Source organism: Methanosarcina vacuolata Z-761 (assembly GCF_000969905.1).
GTDB lineage: Archaea > Halobacteriota > Methanosarcinia > Methanosarcinales > Methanosarcinaceae > Methanosarcina > Methanosarcina vacuolata.
Window position 1 is genome coordinate 681,389 of sequence record NZ_CP009520.1, and the last position, 20,404, is coordinate 701,792.

Sequence of the window (20,404 nt, forward strand, 5' to 3'; positions counted from 1 at the left end):
AAGATCTAAGCTCTTATTATTTGAATTATGGCTCTTCGCTGTTTTGTATGGGTTGAAAATAATTGTTTAGTTAGAAAGCATTAAGGTCAAATCTGAAAAAATCAAGCTTGAATGGTATTTTCAACAATAACTGTTTTCATATCTGATATATGCTACTTTAACATTTAGAAGCTAAATGAAAGTTCTCCACTCGAAGTAGTGAAGAGCCGTTCAATATATGACGAAGCGTAAAACCCCTGAGTCTTTTTAGCTCAGTGGATATAAGCGTCAACTTACTCACGTTCTCATGTGATTGATTCTGTAAATTTACTTGTATTATTAACATTAACATGTTATTAGCTATTTTCTAAAATTTTTTGAAAAAAATACAAAAATATTTTATAATATAACCTGTATAAACCTAGATGTCAACTCAGCAATTAAAGGACAGAAAGGGAAAACCTTTCAGAAGAGTTGACCTGGCTAGACATATTAGTAAAACAGGAATTATTGACCAGAAAGAATAACATCCTGTGGTCAGCAACAGGTTTTGAGTGATAGAAGCAAAAACTTCTAACATTCGGCCCCACCTCCGATGACTGATCCCTATTATGTGATTGGAGAGTGAGACTCTGTGTGCAACGTGTCCGCCCCACATAAATCGCAGAGAACTGAATGGATAGATTCAAAAATATTACGCAGACGTAATTAGAATCTTTGAATTACCGTATAGACCCGGCATAATTAGATACTTGATATGGACTCGGTCTAATTAGATAGTTCGGAAAAACATTACGAGTACGTAATATGGAATTTTGAGAAATATCTGGGAAAGAGTATGCGATTATCCTGGATTTTTGAGTTTACTCAAATTTAAAGTCCGACCCAGGCGATACAATGCTAAAAAGACAGATAGGAAACGTATTCCTAGTAACATGCCTTATTTTAACAATCGTATCAACTGTTGGAGAAATATAACTATCTTATAGTTTTTTGAGTTTACGCAGATTCCAAATCCAACCCAAAGGTGATACGATGCTAAAAAAGAAGCAGGAAACCCTATTCCTGAAAGCATGTCTTAGTTTAACGGCCGTATGTACTTTGGGGAAAAATAGACTCTAACCCTATGGAACTTTTTGATTCCATTTTAATTCTAAACCCAACCCAAAGGTGATACGATGCTAAAAAGACAGATAGGAAACATATTCCTAGCAGCATGCCTTATTTTAACAACCGTACCCGCTGTGTTAGGCGCACAGAATACGATAACTGTAAATCCAACGTCTGGATCAGATGCCCAGACTGCAATTAATACCGCAATAAACTCCGTAGCACCAGGAGCGACATCAAGTAACCCTGGATATGTTTACCTTGGTGCTGGCACTTATAAGATAAGTGCACCTATAATTTTGAAATCTAATGTGGTACTGAAAGGTGCAGGCGACGATACAATAATCTTTGCTACCGGTTCAGTTTGTAATTCCGATGGATCACCTGCATATGTTTTCGGGTCAGGTGTTTCTAATGTTGAAGTATGTGACCTTCAGTTCAAAAGTACAGCAACCGGACCTGGTGATGGAGGTCACGGAGACTATCGAAACTGCATAAAATTAATGTCTTCGAGTGATAGCAAAGTACATGATATTTTATTCACCCGCTATCTGTATGGCGATGGTGTCAGAATCAGTAAAAGTTCTGGAATAGAAGTATACAATTGCAGAATGCATTCCGTAGGACACGATGGTGTATCATTCCTCTCCGGAACTAAGAATTCCAGAATGTATAACTGTGATGTTGAGGTTCAAACCAATACAGGTGTCAGGATAGACAATTGCGCAAATATTGAAGTGGACCACAATACCTTTTCAGGTAGTGCCGGCTCTGGCTGGTGCTGCGTTGAGCTGGAAAATTCACTGACAAATGCGAATGTACATCATAATATCATGCATGACTTCAAAGGATCAAGCAGCAGTGCAGGTATTGGAAACATTCATGCAAGCGGGTCTATTAGCGTTCATGATAATGTTATGTGGAATGTGTCACCTTACGTTGCGGTCGGATCAGGCTCAAACACATTAGGACCATCAGATCACAGCGTTGAAAATTGGGTAGCAAAAGGATATGGATACGGCTCCCTTGACAACTGATTTAACAAACACGATGAGACATGTTTCAAATTAAGATCCCTGCATATACATAAAGCATTATTGTATAGTCCAAGCTCTCGTATAGCTCGAAAGCTTCGGTTTTTGCAGGAACGATGCCGTAAGTGAAGAAGAAGTCGTGGCGTACTTTGCTTACAAATGATTGTCGGAAAGAAGGTTAACAGGAAACTGTTCCCTCTTTCTTTTATTGATTTTTAATGTTTTATTGATTTTTTATGTTTTTCATTCCTTATTTTTTATTATGTTTTATTCTTTTCATTTTTTACAATGCCTGTCCAGTTATTTCTAAAAGCTCTACGTATATAAACTAAAGATTTTTTATTTATAAACCACTAAAACTTATTTTTATATATTTTTAAGTAAAAATAATAAAATTTAACTATAGTTTTTAGAATTTAAGTAATTGAATTAAATTTTTATAACTGGATATTATAGGTGAGTTTGATGGAGAAAAGAAAGACTATCCATAAAAAAATATTATTTTCAATATCCTTAATTTTGCTTTTATTTTCTTCTGCAGCATCAGCATCTTCAGCGGAAAGCAGTTTGCCCACGATCAATGAAACTCAAATTACTACCAGTGGGACAGCATGCGAACCTGATATCGATGGTGATAGGATAGTGTGGCAGGATTGGCGCGATGAAAATTATAATATCTACATGTACGATCTCTCTACTAAAAAAGAAACTCAGATAACCACAAATAATTCATATAAATGGGACCCTTCAATTTATGGTGACAGGATCGTATGGACAGACAGCCGCAACGAAAAATGGGGTATCTACATGTACGATCTCTCTACTAAAAAAGAAACTCAAATCCCCACCAATAATGGAGCTGATTATGAATGGCCGAGTGACCCGACAATCTATGATGACAAGATTGTGTGGGAATATATGTTCGAGGAATATTCGCAGATTTATATGTACGATCTTTCCACTTCCGAAGAAACTCAAATTTCCACCGGCGGAAGAGCATACTATCCGGCTATCTACGATAACAGGATAGTATGGGAAGATGATCGAGATGGGAATTATAAATATGATATTTACATGTATGATATTTCCACTAAAAAGGAAACTCAGATAACCACCAGCGGATCGGCAAAAAATCCTGCCATTTACGGTAACAGGATAGTATACGCCGAAGATCGCAGTGGAAACGACGATATCTATATGTATGATCTTTCTACCGGAAAGAAAACTCAGATAACTAGCAGTCCAGATAACCAGGGGTCTCCCTGTATTTATGGCAACAGGATATTGTGGAAAGATGAAGGTGGAGAGGATGATGGCTGGAAATATCATGGTATCTACATGTGCGATCTTTCCACTAATCAGAAATTTAAAATTACCAGCCGTGGAAGTGTATATGAGCCTGCTATCTATGATAATAGAGTGGTATATGGCGATGAGAGTAATGATAACTCTAATATTTACATGAGCACTATTTCAAGCGAGGGACCAGGACCAATATCACCCGTTGCTTCATTCTCTGCATCTCCAACCTCAGGAAAAGCACCATTGAATGTTGCGTTTACTGACAAAAGCACAGGAACACCGACTAAATGGAAATGGACTTTTGGAGATGGAGCTACTTCAACCAAGCAGAATCCAATCCATAAATATTCCAAAGCAGGAAAATACACGGTAACACTTACAGCTACAAATGCTGCAGGCAGCAACACCGCAACAAAAACAGATTATATAAAAGTAATAGCAAAACCCGTTGCTGCATTTTCTGCGAAACCTACCTCAGGAAAAGCTCCATTAAACGTTAAATTTACTGACACAAGCACAGGAATACCAGATAAATGGAAATGGAGTTTTGGAGACGGGACAACTTCAACCAAGCAGAATCCAGGGCATCAGTACTCACAGGAAGGAAAATATAAGGTTACACTTACAGTAAGTAATGCTGCAGGCGGCAGTACTGTAACGAAGACAAATTACATAACAGTGACAACAAATACCAGACCTGGTATATACGCTGAAAATGAATAAACTCTGAATAAACTCTAAATTAACTAAATTGAAACGATAAAAAAATCAAGGCTAAAGGGTAGTGGGGGAATTATTTATCTGTTTTTCAAAATTAGCTGTTCTTCAAAATTAGCTGTTCTTCAAAATTATCTGTTCTTCAAAATTATCTGTTTTTCAAAATTATCTGTTCTTCAAAATTAGCTGGTCTTCAAAGCTCCTGAGCCTGAAATTGAGCAAAAAGACTGTGTAGATTACCAGACCTGCAATCAGAAAAGAGGCTCCGGCAAGTGTTTCATATAAAAGGCCGCCAAGGATAAGTCCGGTGATACTGGCAAGGCCTCCAAAACTGCTGGCAACCCCCTGTACCGTACCCTGGTACTTTTTTCCTGCAACCTTTGATAAGAGGGAGAGAAAGGAAGGCCACATAAGTCCGTCTCCAAGTGCAAAAAAACCTGCTGCAAGGTAGGTAAGGAAAATATTTCCAGGAATGAGGAGTAGAAAATTTGTACCGAGCATCAGGCTTCCGAAGATTATAAGGGCTGCATCCGAATATTTTCTTGAAACCCTGGGAAGTACAGTACTCTGTACGATTATCAAAAGCCCGCTCAATACTGTAAAGTAAATGCCCATTTTCGCAATACTCCAGTTGAGAGTTGAAATTGCGTGCAGGGGAAAAGCTGTGTAGAATACATTGTAACCGAGGTCAATTAGAAAGTACAGTCCCAGCATATAAGGGATATTTTGAAGTCTAAGAATCTCCCTGAATTCAGGTTTTTTCGCCCCAAACGTGGTTTTGCATTCCCTTATCTCATAACCGAAGATTTTCCATACTTCCTCGGCTTTTTCAGGCTCTCCGGGAGTGCACTCTTTACTTTCGGGAAGATAAAATATAATCAGCAATGTCCCAATAAGTGAGATTACTATTGCTCCAAGCACAGGGGCTACATCCCCATACATTGTTAAGCTCAATATTCCGGCAAGAGCAGGACCAACTATAAATCCCAGGTTTTCGGAAATAGACATTTTCCCGAAATTTCGGTTCCTATCTCTTTCAGCAGTAATATCAGCCAGATAGGCATTGGCTACCGATACATTTCCTCCGGTCAGCCCGTCAAGAGCTCTGGCGAAAAAAAGTACTGCAAGGGGCAGGGTAACAGTAAAAGCTCCCAGAACTCTGGAATCGATTTTAAACAGGCTTATTACCGGAAGAAAAAGAGCTACAAGGAAGATAATCCATGAGAGTAGAGTTCCTAGCTGGCTTATAAACAGTATCTTTTTACGGCCGTAAGTATCAGACCACCTGCCCAGAATCGGGGCTCCTATTAGCTGAAAAGCCGGATACATCGAACTTATCAACCCATAAATGAAAGCATTTCCTCCCAGTCGGTTAACCAGAAACACCAGAAACGGGAGTACAATACTAAACCCGAGTGTGCCTATGAAGTTTACAGCAAGAATTGGAAGGAGGGAAACGTTTTCTCCTGTACGAGAGTCTGGATTGTTTTTCTTGCCTTTGTTTTCCTTTTCCATCTTTCCTCAGGGTTCGTTTTCGGAAACCTATTCCCAGGGTTTCAGGTTCCCTTTTCCTTTTCACATAACCGGTATATTCAGCTTTCAGATAACAGCTGCTTTCAGATAACAACTATTTCTTATGGACAGTTTTCTCTTTAATTCTCAGAATATCGGCCCATGCCCTTTTCCCACACCTGGGGCACCTGAGGTACTTTTTATTCACACCATTAGGGCTGATGAAATCTTCAAGCGTTGAAACCTCGAACACTTCTCCGCATCCGGGACAGAGATAGGCAAAGTTTTTTGTGTGCCATACTACAAGCAGAAAAAGAACCCCGGCTATTATCATGATCCAGAGATACCAGTAGCTCGCAAGCAGGAAAACTGATGATATCATGATTACTGCTATGAACGCAAAAAGCACTTGAACAGTTCCGTACCAATCGCTTCGCGTAATTTCCCAATATCTATTTTTGTCCATAGTTCACCCCACGATCCCACTTCTTATAATCCTTTATCGGATAATTTATACCGGAAAATAGGATTTGTAGTTATTTAATCCAACTCTCATATAAAAAGTTTAGACCGACAGTCTTTCCAAAAAACTGCTTATCCGTATGCCTTTTAAAAAGACTTGAGCGAAAACTCGAGCAACGACATAGTTGGAGTGATCAACCGGAAAAGTCATTAAAAAATTTATTATAAAATGATGAAAATTAGAAAAGAAAGATTTCATTTGAGTTTATTTGGATTCGGTTAAGGAATCTGTTTTAACCTCAAAATGGCTACTGCAATCATTTACTCATCAAGATTTACATTTCTAGTATATCGATTCTCAAATATGTACATAATAAGAAAAATAAACACAGTTTATGACGCAAATATTATTTTAAAGTCACATGGAATTTTGTAACACGGAAAACGCAGCCTGTCGCATAGTGATTTGATCTGGATATTACAACCACGGAAAACACGGAAAGCACGGAAGAAACACGCCTTTACTACTGATTTCCGTGTCTTCCGTGCTTTCAGTGGTTTTCAAAAAATTCATTTCGGACATACTTTGGAATCGATGCACTAGGTTTACAAAAATAGCAACAAAATAACACATTTTTGATGGATCATATATTAACCGAACCAAAATTCATTTGAGTTATGTTGTCTTTACTACAAGTCCTTTAATTACATCTTCAGAGTACCAGACCAGAACCTCCAGTCGTTCCGAACATCTGCAAAAGGCATCCTGCACAGAAACCTGAGTGCCAGGACCGGGATCGTCCAGATGCCTCCAGTCATCATTAACAAAGAGCCATAAACTTCTTTCACTGCCTGCAGGATAGGGCATCAGTTCAAGCCAGTACCGGGTTGCTATGCCGGTTTTCACAGCTACTCTACTTGGTTTGACTGCCTTCTGAACTTCCGGGGCACCTTGCATTTCTTTAGGGGCAGTCACAGATTCTGCTGGATTCTCTTTTTCTGCTGGATTCTCTTTTTCTGCTGGATTCTCTTTTTCTGCTGGATTCTCTTTTTCTACTGGATTCTCTTTTTCTACTGGATTCTCTGTTTTTGCTGGATTTTCTGTTTTTGCTGGATTTTCTGTTTCTACTGGATTCTCTGTTTCTGCTGGGATATCTGTCATTACTGACCCCTTTTGTTTAACTGCTACGCAATATACTCATCCCTGATTTCATCAATTAATATATAATGTAATTTATATATTTATTAGAGAAAATATGTTTAGAAACTAGCATTCTGTAAGGTATATGCCCCACCCCCCAATTCTCGTGGCCTTGAAGGCCGCAGATTTTTATCTAAAATTAAATATGAAAATTTTTAACCTGAGAGTTTCAGGTTATGAACCCTTAATTCAGATCTCAGGTCCTGCAAACTTCACTCTTTCTGAGCCAGTCAATATCGGACTGGTACAGAAGCCTGAGGTCTTTAAGCCCGAGTTTCAGCATGGCAAGTCTACTGACTCCGAGCCCCCAGGCAAGGACAGGGTCTTTAATCCCTAAAGGTTCACTAACTTCTCTTCTGAAAACGCCTGCACCTCCAAGTTCAACCCAGCCCAGGCCGTCAACATAGACTTCAGGTTCCACACTTGGTTCGGTGTATGGGAAGTATCCGGGACGGAAGCGGACTTCTTCAAATCCCATCCTATGGTAGAATTCTGCCAGCAAGCCGAGCAGGTCTGCAAAAGACATATCTTTGTCCATTACAACCCCTTCAAGCTGCTCGAATTCCGGGGTATGTGTAGGGTCAATGGTTTCCCTGCGGTAAGCCCTGTCAATGCAGAAAGCTTTTACAGGTGATATTGGGTGGTCAGCCAGATACTTGACAGTGACGGATGTTGTATGGGTTCTCAGCACGTTGCGTCTTGAAAGTTCCTTATCCCAGATTCCTCCCCAGCCGCAGGAATCGATTTCTCCTCCGTGCTCATGCATTGCAGCAACATTTTCAAAGTACTCAGTGGGGAGCTCGCAGGTGCTGTCCAGGTGGAAAGTATCCTGCATATCCCTTGCAGGGTGGTCCTGGGGCTGGAAAAGGGCATCGAAATTCCAGAAAGAACTCTGGATGATCCCGCCTTTAATCTCAGCAAAACCCATTTCCAGGAAGATCTGGCGCATCTGCTCTATAAGACGCCTGTAAGGATGGATTTTGGCTCCATAAAGGGGTTTGGGAGTAATATCAAGACGGTAAGGCCTGAACTTTTTCTCTTTCCAGGCCCCGCTCTTCAATAAATCAGGAGTGAGCTGGGCGATTTCTTCTTCAAGGACAAGCCCCTGGACAGCAAGCGCATTTCCGGCATCAGTTATGGAAACAGTTCTGAATTTTTCTTCATGTTTTATGATAAGTTTACGCTTGAGCAGGTCCTTTATTGTTCCCTGGTCGGACCCAAGCTCTTCAAGGGTTTTTGCTTTGTCTGTGAAAGCCGCAAGGGTTTCTTCATCTTTTCCTGCATATACATTTCCCGACGGCACCATTACCCCGTTTTCAATTTTCGCCCATCCTTTTTTTACGAGCCAGCCGGTTGCAATCCCTACCATCTGCGGAGAAAAATGGCTCCTCAGCTCTTCAAGCGAGGTAGGCTTCTTCAGGAAGTCAATAATCTGGCGTTCCGGAAGTCCGTTTTTTGTATACTCTTCTCCTTCTTTTGTAAGGGAATAACGTTCAAGTACCTTTTCGGAAACCGAAACCAGTTCTTTTTCCTCAAGCATGAAGGCTGCCTGCATTGCCGCATCCACCTGCAACCCTGATTTCTCCTCCAGCTTTTCGGGGGCAGCAGATCCTATTTCCTCAAGGGCAAGCAAGACCTTTTTCTCGTTGATTGTGAGATTGTCCTGAATACTCATACATGATCACATCCTGAAATTCCTGAAAATATTAAGAGTTTGATAAACTTATAACTAATTATTTTTATAAAAATTATTTTGTAAGGTTATTTATGGATTTGAGTTTTGTAAATTACTTTCTGTAAATTACTTTTTGTAAATTACTTTCTGTAAATTACTTTCTGTAAATTACTTTTTGTAAATTACTTTTTGTAATTACTCTTTGTAAACTACTTTTTGTAATTACTCTTTGCAAATTACTTTTTGTAAATTATTTTGTACTCATCAAGTTGTTCCCTTGCAAGTTCCCGTTTCTCCTGATGGTCCTTGAGGAACTCGTACATCTTCTCTGCCGCAAGCTGCTTGCATGAGCCGCACATCCTGGTTCCTGAGACGCATTCCTGCCTGATTTCCAGTAATTCCTCATCGTCCCCAAGAAGGTGAAAGAGCATCAGTTCGAAGACTGAACATTCATCAGGTTTTCCGCCAAGTTTTTTCTGTTCATCCAGGGTTACACAGCCGCCGGTCTTTGCTCTCTTTACCTTTTTTGCGCCTTCTTTCGGATCGTCAGTCAGAGCAATATAACTGTCAGGGACGCTGCTTGACATCTTTCCTCCCTGCAGCCCACTCATAAAGCGGTGATAGGTAGATGCGGGAGGAATGAAAGCATAGCCTTCGAATTCAGCGGATACTTCTGCCACGACTTCTTCCAGGATTTTCCTTATGATTTTCCAGACTCTTCTGAAAACGAAGTACTTTTCATAATCCAAAAATTCAGGTGGTTTAGCCTCATTAGCAAATTTAGCGATTTCCTGGATCTGGGTCATGAAGTATTCCCTTTTCTCAGGCTGGCTTATCTGTAAACTAAACCTTTCAAGGAATGCATAGTCAGGAATCTGAAGTACATCAATGTGTTCTTCATAGAGTTTCACTTTTCCTGGAATGCGTTTTTTAAGCTCCTGTAACGCTTGCTTCGGTGCTCCTTTGCCGCGCACGCTCAGGTATTTCTCGCCATTTGCGTTTTCTCTCTCCTCTACCCTGAACATACTCATCTTGCCTGCAAGCCCTCGCGTCAGCCGAAGGTGAGGGTCCTGGTCAGGCCCCACAGGCACCACAACCGGCTTTGGTCCCCCAAATTCTTCAAGCTGGGGTTGGAGAATATCGGCAGCCTGGGTTGCTACACTGATCATGTGAGATAGGTTTGTCTCTCCTGAAAAACCATAGATTGCACTCAGTTCCGAGAAATTGACCTTGACCCCTAGTTCAAATGCCAGGTCTTTGACACTATCACAGCCTGACTGAAAGTAAATAAGACCATCGGGCTTAAAACCGAGAGCTATAAGGCTTAATATGTATTCTTCTACCCCAATTTCCCTGCACTTCTGCCAGGAAAAACCGCGTACTGAGAAAGCCTCCCTGTCCGCAATCCCGACAAAAGATGAAGCTCCCATTTGCTGGTGCCAGATTATCTGGTCCATAACCATCTTGTGCCCGAGGTGAACCTTCCCTGAAGGCATAAAACCGTCCATAACCGAAAAAGGGGCACCTGTCCTCATGGCTTCTGCAATCTGTTCGTAATCACGGTGCCCGAAGATAACTCGTCTCCGCATATACATATGTGGGGAGGGGATTTCAGGAAGTACATTATCAAATGGAGAAATCCCGAATTCTTCGAATAACTTGGAATAGTCATTAATCTCGCTTGAACTCCATGGGTCAAGTTTCTCAGTCATAAAGTCCCTCGTTGGCTGCCGATTTTCTGGGAAAAGCCTCAGGCAGGCAGCTTTCTCTTGCTGAATAATTTAAGATATGAACGCAGTTCCAGCTAAACTGCTCTTTAAAAATACGTGCTAATATGTAAATGTTTATCTTCGGGCAGGCAGTTCCAGACTCATACTGGCTTTCCAGAGGTACGAGGCTTTTAATTCTGGTCTGCATATCCCGACTAAAAGCAGGTTTAAAAAATATAAATGTATCAGAGAGACTCTAGAGAAAAATACTGTAAAGGGACATCCTGCAACTTATTCCTTTTTACTTTTCGCAAACCTTTTCAAAAGGATAAGGCAGCTTTGCTCCTTTGGGAATCCTGTCAACAAACTCCATAAATTCCGGGTCGTGCATAGGGGCCAGATTTTTCTGCTTCTGGAAATAAGAGTAACTCCTGATTTTCTGCCAGGCCTCTTTTAAAGATTCCTCTTTTATATTCCCAAAACTGAAAGGCGGATAAGGGCCGGCTTTTGCATCTCCGTCTACCGTTATATGCATCCAGCGCCTGCCTTCCATTGCACCCATCATCTGACCTTCAAAATAAGTATTTGCAAACATCCGCGGGCCGTCCGGGCTGGAATTTATCCTGTGGTACATCTCAAGGATGCTTTTCCTATCTTCGTCAGTGATTACAGGCTCATCCCTGGTTTTGGGCATTGCTTCCCAGACTGAAAATTCATGGACTCCGAGTTCTGATGCAAGGTTATAGAGCGCAGGCAGTTCCTGTATATTTGAGGGAGACGCATGTGTTGTCATTACAACCATGAGCCCGGCTTCAAGTGCCAGTTTTATGGCAGAAACCGCCCTTTCGTATGCTCCACTGGAATTTCGGGCAGCGTCGTGTTTTTCAGGATCAGGTGAGTAAATCCCTACCATAAGGGAATGGAGCCCGGCGTCTTTCAGGCGGGAAGCTGTTTCTGCTGAAAAGTCCGTACCCCAGGTGGAACAGTTTACTATAGCCCGCTTTTTGTCCACATACTTTATCAGCTCAAAGACTTCTTCCCTCAGGAGAGGATCATTTTCAGTAAATGTGATAATGAAACTGCCGGATTCAAGGGCTTCATCAATTATTCTTTTTAATGTGCCGGTATCCAGCTCATCTGCAATCGTTCCTGGTGGATATCTCGAACTGTTCTGGCGAGTAAGTTCAATGGATACGGTTTCAGGAATGTATTTTCCGAGAGCTATCTGTATTTCCGCAAAAATAAGACGTTTAAAGGCCGGGCTTGGGATCGGAGGGAGCCAGGCTGAGGCAATAACCTTGTCCTCCTCTACAAGGGCTAGTTTTTCCTCTCTCAGGCGGGAATTCATCTTTTTCAGGATAGGGTTGAAAGCTACTTTCAGGGTCCCGTTTGCCGTAAGCTCCAGAATGTCCCCGGCATTCCTGAGGTTTACTGACAGCCCGGGCATTGAGAAAATTTCTATCTTTTTTTCCTCTGCCTGAACTTTTCTCAATGAAACTTCCGGTGTATCCTTTTTTTCAGAAGTCATTCTTTCTTCACAGGTTCCTGATTTGCTTGCTGGATATTTAAAATCAACCCTTTTTAAAACAATCCTTTTTAAAACAACCTTTTTTAAAATAACCCTTTTTTAAAACAATCCTTTTTTAAAATAATCCTTTTTTAAAATAATCCTTTTTTAAAACAATCCTTTTTTAAAATAATCCTTTTTTAAAACAATCCTTTTTAAAACAACCTTTTTTAAAATAACCCTTTTTAAAATAACCCTTTTGAAAAAAGACTTGGCCAAAAAACAAGTCGTCCCTGGATTTTCTGGAGGCTTAACTCTGGAGTGCAAGCTTAAATCTAAAAGAAAAATTTAGGCTACCCAGGCACGAAAATATAAGTAATCGACCTGAGCTGCTTTTTAAGATATTTAAAAAAGCTTAAACCTCAGGCTGCTCTCTCTGAGAAAGCGAGGTTTCCGCTGATTTTCTTTATTTTTACTTTGACCACGTCGCCTTTTGAGGCTCCGGGCACGAAAACCGTATACTTATCTATCTTTGCAATTCCATCGCCTTTGGACCCGACTGCATCGATCCGGAGTTCGTAAGTTCCTCCTTCTTCGATGGCATCCCTGACAACCACATTGCTTACCTTTCTCTTTTTGACGGGTCTGTGAGCTCCGCACGCAGAACATCTCAGGATAAGTACTCTGTCCACCCTGACAAGCTGGGTGTCCGGGCGTCCGCATTCCGAACACATAACGTATTCGTCCACATAAGCCTGAATGTTATCAGAGATCTGGGCTCTCGTAAACCTTCCCTGGAAGACTGCGCGTGTGCCTTCTATTTTCCCTGCAGTCCCAAGTTCCCTTGTGAGATATTTCATCAAGTGGTCAGGGTCCCGGTTAAGGATATCTGCAATATTTCCGAAGTTCTCAAGAATTGTAGTCTTTCCTTCGGAAAAAATTCTGGGCTCAGGGATTACGAATCGAGCATCCGTAGTCTCGGTGTCAGGCATTTTTGCCATTGCACGGTTCAAAAGCTCTTCGTAATCGTACATAATATTACTCCTTTTGATGTTAACGGTTTAACTGGTTACTGTACCAGTTCTGCCCCTTCATCGATAACGACTCTACAGGGAGTTGGCAGCTTCTGTCCTGCGTGCCAGAGAGCTTTCTTTGCGGCTGCAAAGTTCTGCTTTTCAACAGCAACTGTGAAGATCTTCTGGAATGGGTTTACTCTTGCTGCAGTACCTACGTTCTTTCCAAAAGCCCTGCGCATTCCACTGGATACACGGTCAGCACCCGCGCCGGTTGCCTGCTTGTTTTCCCTGAGGACTTCGTGGGGATAGACACGGAGCTTCATGTAATAGCCCATCTTCCCTGTATCTTCAGTCAGGTGCCTGTTTGCTGTAATACGGGCTGCTTCAAGAGCAACGTGCCTTATCTGACATTTTTCTTCTACAAGCAGGGAGACTTTAATCGGGAAGGAGGTGTTTGCTTTGTCTCCCATATCATAGTGAATAATCTGGCTGCCTGGAACACCGCCCATATATTTTCTTCTGGTAAATGAGCGCTGCCTCACGTTTCTGTACATACTTCCTGGCTTTCGTACCATAAGCTTGATTCTCCTGAAAGATAATGAGTTTAATTTAGCTTGATTTAACTTAGTTAACTTAATTTAGCTTAGTTCAGCTTGCTTAATTTAACTTGATTTAGCCTGATTAGTTTAATTTAATTTCGCTAAAGCTTGTTGTTACGGATTCCTTTTCGGTTCCTTTCCGCATATAAATGTTTGCAGTAAGTTCGTGAAAAACCATCTAGCAAACGATTCAGTATGAGATATGTGCATATAGAGATACCTGCCTGTATTTACATTTATCTGTAAACCTGCCCTGGTGGACTTCAGCAAGCAGCTACTGTATTTTCCTGGCTCCCTGATAGGGATTCGGAATTAAATTTTCATAACCCCTGAAAATTTGTATATCCTGGGCTTAAGCGACTTACTCCCTAACTACTTAGTGGTTTATAAGGTTTATTGATGGTTCAGGGTACTTCTCCAGAAATCCTGCAAGTAGCCCAAAACAGCCTGAAAGCATCATACTCCCGAAAGGTGCGGCAAAATGCAGTTTGTTTGATATCTCCTTCCTGATTTCGGATTCAGAAAGCTTTTCAAGAATTTCTCTTTTTGGACCCGTAACTAATATAGATCTAACCTGCTCAAACCCAATTTGTTCAAAGCCCGGAGTTTCCCTTCTATATGCTCCATGCCCTCCGTCTTCGAAAACTTCGTCAAAACCGAGTTTTCCGTCGGCAAGCTTTATGATGTATTCCTGGAGTTTTTCAGGGTCCATGAGGAAAGTGTGATGCTCAAAAACGGCCATGATCCTGTTTTCATTCACAAGCGCTCCCAGAGTATGACCGTTTCCAATGTTAACCACAACAGATGGCTGTACAGCCGCAGGATCAGTAAGTGCTCCAAAGATGGCTGCTGGTCCGGTATCCATGAAAACGGCTTTGGTTTTCCGGTTCCCTGCAGCTTTGAGAAGATAATCTGCCTGGGCTTTCATACGGGTAAAAGCCTCAGGAATTTCCTCGGGCCTGTAGACGAAGTTCTCAAGTTCTCCTCCCTTATCAATGAGTTCTCGAAGCAGTTCAAAACGGTAGATCCTGTTGCTCTTCTCAGGAGCATTCCCATGATCCTGTACTGCCACGGCAAAATTTGCAGGCATCTGAACCTCAAAGGCAGAAAGCGCAGTCGAAGTCGATACCGGATCGAAATCCTGCATAACAATTTCCTGTGCATTCTCTTCAGATGCAAGTTTTTTTGCTTCCGCTTCGGAAATGATTTGAATCCCGAAAGCCTTCACTTTTTCAATATTATCATTGATAGTCAGACCAGCCTGTTCAGTAGCATACACCGAAAAACCTGCCTTTAGATGAGCCCTGATAGCAAACGTAGAAGGGCCTCCTCCCATTATGTTTCCGGTAAATACTATTGTCTTTCCTTTTTTGGTCGCTTTCCGTACCTTTTTCGCAATAATCTGAGTGGGAGCGGGCATGACCATAAGCAGGCTGTTTTCCACTTCTTTTTCTGAATTGAAGAGTAGAATATCCTGCGTACCTGTTCCTACATCCGCTGCAAGTATAAGCATACCTGTGCATTGGCTAATAAATTATTAAAATATAAGCAAACAGGTGGGAAATATAAGCAAATAAGTGGGAGTAAGCAGGTCACTGGAGAGCAGAACCCTATATGAAATTGGTCAGAATACTGAGTTAATCAGGATACTGAGTTAGCTCAGATGCTTAGTGCATCGATTCTCAAATAAGTACATAATAAGGAAATAATTACGGCTTACGACTCAAATATTATTTTCAAGTCACATGGAATTTTGTAACACGGAAAACGCAGTCTGTCGCATAGTGATTCAATCTGGATATTACAACCACGGAAAACACGGAAAGCACGGAAGAAACACGTCTTTACTACTGATTTCCGTGTCTTCCGTGCTTTCAGTGGTTTTCAAAAAATTCATTTCGGACATACTTTGGAATCGATGCACTAGTTGGTCAGAAGTCAACAGTCAAGTGCCGAACCAAAATCATAATTTCCTGAATTATATAATTAGGAGTGCTTTTATGCAAGTTTTCACTGTTTTTTGACTATCAAAAGTAAAGGCTATACACACAACCCCGTTTTCAAGGTTTAATCCCAAGTACATCCTCTACATATGCCCGCAAAATTTCCGCGACGCTCCAGGCCTGGGCGATACAACCTCCGGGGGAGTGTGGATAGTCGCCGTCAAATACTTCAGAAATGGAACCGATGCCTGCTGTTTCAAGCTGAATATCAAAGCCCTTGAGAAGAGTCCGCATATTCTCCACGCTATCTTCCGAATAATTATTGACTTTCCTGTAGGCTTTCACATAAGCTCCAAGAAGCCAGGGCCAGGCGGTCCCATTGTGGTAGGCTGTATCTCTGGTTAAGGCATCTCCATGATATTGTCCTTTATATAAGGGGTGGTCTTTCGAGAGAGTCCTGAGGCCAAAGGGGGTCAAAAGGTCTTTTTCAACTCTGTCCACAACTGCTTTTTCTTTATCAGGGGGGAGCATGGTATAAGGTAGAGATACGGCAAAGATCTGATTAGGTCGGATAGCAGGGTCTTTAACCTCGTTTCCTGTTTCATCCTTATATACGAGGTCAAAGAGACAGTTGGTTTCAGGGTTCCAGAAAGTGTTCTCAAAACTCGAGACAACACCGGTTGCAAGAGTTTCGTATGGAGAAACCTCTTCACCGAGAAGCGTGCCAAGGTAAGAAGCGGTTTTCAGGGCGTTATACCAGAGAGCATTTATCTCACAGGCTTTACCTGCTCTTGGGGTCACTGCCCATTCTCCGATTTTTGCATCCATCCAGGTTAGCTGGGGTCCATGCTGGATGAGATAATCTGAATCCATGCCGATTCCAAAATCTGTGCCTGTAAAATAATGATCTATAATGTTAACTACTGTGTCCCATATATCCGAGAGGAAAAGGAAATCGTTTGTATATGCAAAATAGCGGCTAAGGGAATGAATAAACCAGAGAGGAGCATCCACTGTATTGTAAATTGGTTCCCCTCCGAAAGCCGGGAAAGTGTTAGGGATTAAGCCTCTCCGACAGTACCTGGCAAAATAATTGAGAATGGTTCTTGCTTCCTCGAAACGATAAGGAACTAAAAGCAAGCCAGGCAGAGAGATCATGGTATCCCTTCCCCAGTCAGAATACCAGTGATACCCTGCAATTACCGTATCCTCATCTGAAATATGGCTTCTCACTACGAAAGTATCAGTCGCCCTGGTAAGTTTAAGAGCAAAAGGATCAATAAGTTTCGAATCAAGGACAAGAAGGTTCTGCCGATTTGCTTCCCTGGTACGGAGTTTATCAACTTGCTTGAGATTAAGAGAAGAAATATCTCTTGTTGAAGCAGCAACAAAAAAACGGAAATTTCCCAATCCGATCTCGCTTTCAAAATAACCCGGACTGAAGTTGTCTTCTTCCGAGTTAAGCCCTCTTTCCTTCTCAGCGTCATACTCTAAGTTATAGTACCATGTGGGATCAGGATGATACTGGAGGTCGGATGAAAGCGAGAAAGTAAAACCATTAGAGCTTGCCAGTTCCACTCCAGCAGGAGTAGCTTCCTGGGTAAAGGAAAGGTATCCGGCGCGGGCAGTGATATTAAAGTCTCTTGAACTTACTAGAGGAATAATTCTTAGTAAAGCTTCCTCTCTTCTGGATTCTATATCATAGAGAACACAGGTTGTGTTACTGTTGCGCACCATGAAGACGGTTTTCTTTACGGTTAAATCGCCGGGATGGTAAACCCAGGTAGGAAATGGGTTTTGAAAGAATTCTGAAAGATAATTAAAACCCGTAGGAGAAATAATGCCTGGATATTTATGGGTTGCAAGTTTATAGGTTTCTTCGCTGGTAGAAATTTCCTCATCAAGGGACGAAAGTAGCAAATATCTACCTGGATAATTCTGTGGAGCTGCGACAAGCAGTCCGTGATAAGTCCTTGTTCTTGCGTTAATTACTGTAGAGGAAGCAAATCCTCCAAGACCATTTCCTATAATCCATTCTTTTTTTATTCCTTCGTCATATGTAGAAAGAAAATCTGCCCCAAGCCTGATCCCACTCATGTATACTTAATTTGAGTCGAGTCATTAAATATCTGTGTGTTTGAAAAAAAGTAATGCGTTGCTGTAAACAATTAATTCATTTTTATGTACCTGTGAATTCTATACTTTTCGCGCGGTCTGCTGTTGTATCGTGTATTGAACTTCCAAATGGTTTTGGATCTGCGAAATTATTCTGTGAAATTATTCTGTGAAATTATTCTGTGAAATTATTCTGTGAAATTATTCTGTGAAATTATTCTGTGAAATTATTCTGTGAAATTATTCTGCGAAATTATTTCAGGATACAACGACTTGAAATCTTTTTCTTATTAAGATATTCTTAATATTCTGATTCTGGCTACCGTATGACAAATTACCTTGACCTATAACCTTGACCCATAACCTTGACCTTAAGCTCCTTTATATTTTTATGGAAAATATTATAAATTTTGAACTATATTATTAACACATAACAGGCAATGGAAAGCCTGAATTCTTTGATACTTATTTCCTTAATTTTTCAAAAATGAGTAGTGGGTCTATGAAAATGATTAGAATAGGGATGTTTTCCTGGGAAAGTTTGTACTCAATACGTATAGGAGGAATTTCTCCCCATGTATCCGAACTCTCTGAGGCTCTTGCAGCAGAGGGACATGAGGTCCATCTCTTTACGCGAGGCCGTGGAGACGATAATGAAATAATCAACGGCGTCCATTATCACAGAGTCGCCTGTGACCAAAATGGGGGAATTGTTGAACAGATGGACCGGATGTGTGATGCTATGTACTACCGGTTCCTGGAAGTAAGAGAAAAAGCAGGTGAGTTTGACATCCTTCACGGGCATGACTGGCATCCGGTAAATGTTCTCTGCAGGATAAAAGCTCAGTTTGGGCTGCCCTTTGTGTTGACCTTCCACAGTACTGAATGGGGACGTAATGGAAATTGTTACGGAGACTGGTGGGAGACAAAGGAAATATCTCACAGAGAGTGGCTCGGAGGGTACGAATCCTCTGACGTGATTGTGACCTCGCCAATATTGAAGGAAGAAATCAAGCAAATTTACAAAATTCCCGATTATAAAATCTGGAAAATTCCTAACGGCATAAACGTGGGAAAGATAAAAAGAAATATTGACCCCGGAGACGTGAAGAGGCACTATGGCATTAACCCTTTCCTTCCGGTTGTGCTTTTCACGGGAAGGATGGCATATCAGAAAGGCCCTGACCTCCTAGTCGAAGCTGCGGCAAGAGTCCTGAAAAAAAGGGATGCCCGATTTGTACTTATCGGAGATGGGGGAATGCGCTCTCATTGTGAATACCAGGCTCAGAAACTTGGCATCGGGAACTCGTGCAATTTCCTTGGGTATGCCCCGGATAACACCGTAATAGACTGGTTTAACGCCTGCGACCTTGTATGCGTGCCCAGCCGGAACGAGCCCTTTGGAATCGTTGTTCTTGAAGCCTGGGATGCAAAAAAACCGGTAGTTGCAAGCGATGCAGTAGCTCTTGTGGAGAATTTCAAGACAGGTGTTGTTGCTTATAAAGAGCCCTCTTCTATTGCCTGGGGACTCAACTACGTCCTTGAGGGGCTTGGCCGTAACAGAATGGGGAAAAAAGGGCATGATGTTCTCAAAAAGAAATATAACTGGAAAAGAATAGCTGAAAAGACCCTTGAAGTATATGAAAAAGTAATTGAAAAAAAGCCTTATCATAAAAGTATGTGAAAACAGCAGAAGAATCTCACCGAATAAAATTTCACCTGAAAGAATAAGAATAAACAACTTATAGCTACTGAATAAACAGCTCCATAGAAATGCTATTCTGGTTCTGTAAAATCTTCGGGAAATTATAATTTACCCCAGCCAAATTGAACCTATATAGCTGTTCAGCCTCCGAAGATTTTACAAGTCCCTGTTATAGTCATGCCTTTAATTGCTGCAACAAAAAATACTTTATATCTCCTTGATTAGTTGCATTGTTTAGACTCGTGACTATAGGTGGTTTTCATGAAAGAATCTACACCGGAAATTCATAAAAAAGAAGCAAAAAAATTCTTTTCTTTTGCCTTAATCACAATTTCGACCTCAAGATATGAAAAATACGGAAATCCCGCCTCACCTGAAGATGCCGATGACATTTCAGGCAAAAATATGAAAGATCTTCTCGAAGCGGCCGGCCATAAAATTTCTTTCTACAGGCTGGTTTCCGACAAAAAAACCTCAATTACAGATGCAGTTCTTGCTGCTCTTGACAGCCCCGCAGATATTATAATTACTAGCGGAGGCACAGGGCTTGCACCAAAAGACATTACAATTGAGTCTGTTACCCCACTTTTTGAAAAAGAAATCTCAGGCTTTGGGGAACTTTTCAGGTACAAAAGCATTGAAGACATAGGAACGTCGGTAATCCTTACCAGAGCTGTAGCAGGCGTGATTAAAGGAAAAGCGGTATTCTGTCTCCCGGGGTCGCCAAATGCTGTGAAACTGGCAATTTCTGAGATTATAATTCCTGAAGCTGGGCACATTGTCAGGCATGTAAAGGAATAAACCTCTACATGTTTTAG

16 protein-coding genes are annotated in these 20,404 nt (G+C 41.3%); 4 read left to right on the top strand and 12 right to left on the bottom strand.

Annotated elements, in window-relative coordinates; genetic code table 11:
- Positions 1–1,157 precede the first annotated feature (1,157 nt).
- Positions 1,158–2,126, top strand: a complete 969-nt coding sequence (locus MSVAZ_RS03010) for a right-handed parallel beta-helix repeat-containing protein (protein ID WP_048123604.1) — start codon at positions 1,158–1,160, stop codon at positions 2,124–2,126.
- 434 nt (positions 2,127–2,560) lie between these two features.
- Here the strand turns inward: MSVAZ_RS03010 and MSVAZ_RS21005 are convergent, their stop codons facing one another.
- Positions 2,561–2,698 carry a hypothetical protein gene (locus tag MSVAZ_RS21005; protein WP_232316197.1) on the bottom strand — a complete coding sequence of 46 codons (138 nt, stop codon included), beginning with the start codon at positions 2,696–2,698 and terminating at the stop codon, positions 2,561–2,563.
- Here MSVAZ_RS21005 and MSVAZ_RS03015 point away from each other — a divergent pair.
- On the top strand, positions 2,691–4,148 hold the full coding sequence (locus tag MSVAZ_RS03015; RefSeq protein ID WP_232316198.1) for a PKD domain-containing protein: 1,458 nt from the start codon (positions 2,691–2,693) through the stop codon (positions 4,146–4,148). The genes MSVAZ_RS21005 and MSVAZ_RS03015 overlap by 8 nt on opposite strands.
- Before the next feature lie 159 nt (positions 4,149–4,307).
- On the opposite strand, the gene MSVAZ_RS03020 is transcribed toward MSVAZ_RS03015, so the two are convergent.
- The 11 genes from MSVAZ_RS03020 to MSVAZ_RS03070 all read right to left on the bottom strand — a co-directional run bounded on the left by MSVAZ_RS03020 (position 4,308) and on the right by MSVAZ_RS03070 (position 17,863).
- Complete coding sequence (locus tag MSVAZ_RS03020) at positions 4,308–5,657, bottom strand: MFS transporter (RefSeq protein ID WP_048117886.1); 1,350 nt, start codon at positions 5,655–5,657, stop codon at positions 4,308–4,310.
- A 112-nt stretch (positions 5,658–5,769) separates the two neighbouring features.
- Positions 5,770–6,120 (bottom strand): hypothetical protein, encoded by a 351-nt coding sequence (locus tag MSVAZ_RS03025; RefSeq protein WP_048117888.1) that lies wholly within the window; start codon positions 6,118–6,120, stop codon positions 5,770–5,772.
- A gap of 672 nt (positions 6,121–6,792) precedes the next feature.
- The gene (locus MSVAZ_RS03030; RefSeq protein ID WP_048117891.1) at positions 6,793–7,278 is read right to left on the bottom strand and encodes a hypothetical protein; all 486 of its coding nucleotides are present in this window, start codon (positions 7,276–7,278) and stop codon (positions 6,793–6,795) included.
- A gap of 235 nt (positions 7,279–7,513) precedes the next feature.
- Positions 7,514–8,992 carry a phenylalanine--tRNA ligase subunit alpha gene (gene pheS, locus MSVAZ_RS03035; RefSeq protein ID WP_048117894.1) on the bottom strand — a complete coding sequence of 493 codons (1,479 nt, stop codon included), beginning with the start codon at positions 8,990–8,992 and terminating at the stop codon, positions 7,514–7,516.
- 236 nt (positions 8,993–9,228) lie between these two features.
- Positions 9,229–10,704, bottom strand: a complete 1,476-nt coding sequence (locus MSVAZ_RS03040) for a tryptophan--tRNA ligase (RefSeq protein WP_048117896.1) — start codon at positions 10,702–10,704, stop codon at positions 9,229–9,231.
- The gene (locus tag MSVAZ_RS03045) at positions 10,697–10,909 is read right to left on the bottom strand and encodes a hypothetical protein (RefSeq protein WP_048117899.1); all 213 of its coding nucleotides are present in this window, start codon (positions 10,907–10,909) and stop codon (positions 10,697–10,699) included. Before MSVAZ_RS03045 ends, MSVAZ_RS03040 begins: the two co-directional genes overlap by 8 nt.
- 93 nt (positions 10,910–11,002) lie before the next feature.
- The gene (locus tag MSVAZ_RS03050; protein WP_048117902.1) at positions 11,003–12,229 is read right to left on the bottom strand and encodes a radical SAM protein; all 1,227 of its coding nucleotides are present in this window, start codon (positions 12,227–12,229) and stop codon (positions 11,003–11,005) included.
- A 401-nt stretch (positions 12,230–12,630) separates the two neighbouring features.
- Positions 12,631–13,242 (bottom strand): translation initiation factor IF-2 subunit beta, encoded by a 612-nt coding sequence (locus MSVAZ_RS03055; protein WP_048117905.1) that lies wholly within the window; start codon positions 13,240–13,242, stop codon positions 12,631–12,633.
- 35 nt (positions 13,243–13,277) lie between these two features.
- Positions 13,278–13,799, bottom strand: a complete 522-nt coding sequence (locus MSVAZ_RS03060) for a 50S ribosomal protein L16 (RefSeq protein ID WP_048117907.1) — start codon at positions 13,797–13,799, stop codon at positions 13,278–13,280.
- A gap of 400 nt (positions 13,800–14,199) precedes the next feature.
- A complete protein-coding gene (locus MSVAZ_RS03065) occupies positions 14,200–15,336 on the bottom strand; it encodes a DUF1786 domain-containing protein (RefSeq protein ID WP_048117909.1) in 1,137 nt (378 codons plus the stop codon).
- 547 nt (positions 15,337–15,883) lie between these two features.
- Entirely contained in the window at positions 15,884–17,863 is a 1,980-nt protein-coding gene (locus MSVAZ_RS03070; protein WP_048117912.1) for an amylo-alpha-1,6-glucosidase, read from the bottom strand.
- Between the two features lie 520 nt (positions 17,864–18,383).
- Between MSVAZ_RS03070 and MSVAZ_RS03075 the strand changes: the two genes are divergently transcribed.
- Together MSVAZ_RS03075 and MSVAZ_RS03080 are read left to right on the top strand one after the other, a co-directional pair.
- Positions 18,384–19,565: a glycosyltransferase family 4 protein gene (locus MSVAZ_RS03075; protein ID WP_048117915.1), complete on the top strand. Its 1,182-nt coding sequence runs from the start codon at positions 18,384–18,386 to the stop codon at positions 19,563–19,565.
- Between the two features lie 282 nt (positions 19,566–19,847).
- Positions 19,848–20,387, top strand: a complete 540-nt coding sequence (locus MSVAZ_RS03080; RefSeq protein WP_048117918.1) for a MogA/MoaB family molybdenum cofactor biosynthesis protein — start codon at positions 19,848–19,850, stop codon at positions 20,385–20,387.
- Positions 20,388–20,404: the final 17 nt, after the last annotated feature.

Excerpts from the sequence above, each read along its gene's own strand:
- MSVAZ_RS03010 (WP_048123604.1), top strand. The coding sequence starts at position 1,158 with ATGCTAAAAAGACAGATAGGAAACATATTCCTAGCAGCATGCCTTATT.
- MSVAZ_RS03020 (WP_048117886.1), bottom strand. The coding sequence starts at position 5,657 with ATGGAAAAGGAAAACAAAGGCAAGAAAAACAATCCAGACTCTCGTACA.
- MSVAZ_RS03025 (WP_048117888.1), bottom strand. The coding sequence starts at position 6,120 with ATGGACAAAAATAGATATTGGGAAATTACGCGAAGCGATTGGTACGGA.
- MSVAZ_RS03030 (WP_048117891.1), bottom strand. The coding sequence starts at position 7,278 with ATGACAGATATCCCAGCAGAAACAGAGAATCCAGTAGAAACAGAAAAT.
- pheS (WP_048117894.1), bottom strand. The coding sequence starts at position 8,992 with ATGAGTATTCAGGACAATCTCACAATCAACGAGAAAAAGGTCTTGCTT.
- MSVAZ_RS03040 (WP_048117896.1), bottom strand. The coding sequence starts at position 10,704 with ATGACTGAGAAACTTGACCCATGGAGTTCAAGCGAGATTAATGACTAT.
- MSVAZ_RS03045 (WP_048117899.1), bottom strand. The coding sequence starts at position 10,909 with ATGCAGACCAGAATTAAAAGCCTCGTACCTCTGGAAAGCCAGTATGAG.
- MSVAZ_RS03050 (WP_048117902.1), bottom strand. The coding sequence starts at position 12,229 with ATGACTTCTGAAAAAAAGGATACACCGGAAGTTTCATTGAGAAAAGTT.
- MSVAZ_RS03055 (WP_048117905.1), bottom strand. The coding sequence starts at position 13,242 with ATGTACGATTACGAAGAGCTTTTGAACCGTGCAATGGCAAAAATGCCT.
- MSVAZ_RS03060 (WP_048117907.1), bottom strand. The coding sequence starts at position 13,799 with ATGGTACGAAAGCCAGGAAGTATGTACAGAAACGTGAGGCAGCGCTCA.
- MSVAZ_RS03065 (WP_048117909.1), bottom strand. The coding sequence starts at position 15,336 with ATGCTTATACTTGCAGCGGATGTAGGAACAGGTACGCAGGATATTCTA.
- MSVAZ_RS03070 (WP_048117912.1), bottom strand. The coding sequence starts at position 17,863 with ATGAGTGGGATCAGGCTTGGGGCAGATTTTCTTTCTACATATGACGAA.
- MSVAZ_RS03075 (WP_048117915.1), top strand. The coding sequence starts at position 18,384 with ATGAAAATGATTAGAATAGGGATGTTTTCCTGGGAAAGTTTGTACTCA.
- MSVAZ_RS03080 (WP_048117918.1), top strand. The coding sequence starts at position 19,848 with ATGAAAGAATCTACACCGGAAATTCATAAAAAAGAAGCAAAAAAATTC.